Here is a 2,197-nt window from a genome sequence, read left to right as displayed (position 1 = left end):
CGCCCGGCGCCCCGCCTCCCTTGTACGGGGCCCTTGTTTTTTTTTTTACCTTCACCCCCCGCGTCCTCACCCCCCCCCCCGGGGGGGGGCCCCCCCCCCCCCCCCCTTCTCTCCGCGCTTCTCCGGTCGGTTACGCGCCCGCGCAGTTCGGGCACACGCCGCGGTACGTCACCTCGACCGCCGAGATCACGAAGCCGAAGCGCTCGCCGTCCGGCAGGTCGGCCAGCGGGTCGCCCGCCGGGTGGACGTCGCGGATGGCGCCGCACTGGGCGCAGACCAGGTGCTGGTGCGGGCGGTGGGCGTTCGGGTCGTACCGCTTGGCGCGCCGGTCCGTGGACACTTCCAGGACTTCGCCGAGCGTGACGAGCTCGCCCAAGGTGTTGTAGACCGTCGCTCGAGAGATCTCGGGCAGTTTGGTCACAGCACGCGCGTGCACCTCGTCGGCCGTCAGGTGAACGTGGTCACCGTCGAGCACCTCGGCCACGACACGCCGCTGGGCCGTCATGCGCCAGCCGCGTCCGCGAAGTCGTTCGAGCAGGTCACTCATAGACGCCAGCCTAACAGCGAGGCGATTCGGTGCAGATCCCGAACCGGTGTGGAATTGGAAGTCTACTTGACTTAGACAATGTCCATTGTAGGATCGGGTGCGGCAAACGCCAAGGACAGGACACGCAGGTATGACGCAGGAGGCGCACGTGACGCAGGGACCGCTCACCACGGAGGCCGGGGCTCCGGTCGCCGACAACCAGAACAGCGAAACCGCTGGCGTCGGCGGGCCCGTTCTCGTCCAGGACCAGCTCCTGATGGAGAAGCTCGCCCACTTCAACCGCGAGCGCATCCCGGAGCGCGTGGTCCACGCCCGCGGCGCCGGCGCGTACGGCACCTTCACGCTCACCCGTGACGTGTCCCAGTGGACCCGGGCGAAGTTCCTCTCCGAGGTCGGCAAGCAGACCGAGACCTTCCTGCGCTTCTCCACCGTCGCGGACAGCCTCGGCGGCGCCGACGCCCGCCGTGACCCCCGCGGCTGGGCGCTGAAGTTCTACACCGAAGAGGGCAACTACGACCTCGTCGGAAACAACACCCCGGTCTTCTTCATCCGGGACGCCATCAAGTTCCCCGACTTCATCCACACCCAGAAGCGCGACCCGTACACCGGCTCGCAGGAGCCGGACAACGTCTGGGACTTCTGGGGTCTGTCGCCCGAGTCCACCCACCAGGTGACCTGGCTGTTCGGTGACCGCGGCATCCCGGCGTCCTACCGCCACATGAACGGCTACGGCTCGCACACGTTCCAGTGGAACAACGAGGCCGGCGAGGTCTTCTGGGTCAAGTACCACTTCAAGACCGACCAGGGGATCAAGAACCTCACCCAGGCCGAGGCCAACCAGCTCGCCGGTGAGGACCCCGACTCCCACCAGCGCGACCTGCGCGAGTCGATCGAGCGCGGCGAGTTCCCGTCCTGGACCGTGCAGGTCCAGATCATGCCGGCGGCCGAGGCGGCGGAGTACCGCTTCAACCCGTTCGACCTCACCAAGGTGTGGCCGCACGAGGACTACCCGCCGATCGAGATCGGCAAGCTGGAGCTCAACCGCAACCCGGAGAACGTCTTCGCCGAGGTCGAGCAGTCGATCTTCTCTCCGGCGCACTTCGTCCCCGGCATCGGTCCGTCCCCGGACAAGATGCTCCAGGGCCGTCTCTTCGCGTACGGCGACGCCCACCGCTACCGCGTCGGCATCAACGCCGACCACCTGCCGGTGAACCGCCCGCACGCCACCGAGGCTCGCACCAACTCCCGTGACGGCGCCCTGTACGACGGCCGCCACAAGGGTGCGAAGAACTACGAGCCGAACAGCTTCGGCGGCCCGTTCCAGACGGACCGCCCGCTGTGGCAGTCCTCGGCCGTCACCGGTGGCACGGGCAACCACGCCACCCCCTCGCACGCGGAGGACAACGACTTCGTCCAGGCGGGCAACCTCTACCGCCTGATGTCGGAGGACGAGAAGTCCCGTCTGATCGAGAACCTGTCCGGCTTCATCGCCAAGGTCTCCCGTGACGACATCGCCGAGCGCGCGATCAACAACTTCCGCCAGGCGGACGGCGACTTCGGCAAGCGGCTGGAAGCCGCGGTCCAGGCCCTTCGCGCCTAAGGAATCGCTTGCCGTAGCAGGACGCCGGGCCGGAACCCTCACCAGAGGGT

At 67.9% G+C, this 2,197-nt stretch carries 2 protein-coding genes; one reads left to right on the top strand and one right to left on the bottom strand.

Annotation, left to right across the window (positions count from 1 at the left end):
* Nucleotides 1–130: 130 nt before the first annotated feature.
* Nucleotides 131–547: a Fur family transcriptional regulator gene (locus tag ACWDYJ_RS36165; RefSeq protein ID WP_451569846.1), complete on the bottom strand. Its 417-nt coding sequence runs from the start codon at nt 545–547 to the stop codon at nt 131–133.
* 130 nt (nt 548–677) lie between these two features.
* Between ACWDYJ_RS36165 and ACWDYJ_RS36160 the strand changes: the two genes are divergently transcribed.
* Nucleotides 678–2,147: a catalase gene (locus ACWDYJ_RS36160; protein WP_451569845.1), complete on the top strand. Its 1,470-nt coding sequence runs from the start codon at nt 678–680 to the stop codon at nt 2,145–2,147.
* Nucleotides 2,148–2,197: the final 50 nt, after the last annotated feature.

The sequence above is a fragment of the Streptomyces sp. NPDC003042 genome (genome assembly GCF_053591315.1).
The sequence above is the reverse complement of the archived record's forward strand: the minus strand, read 5'-3'. Positions and strand labels throughout refer to the sequence as shown.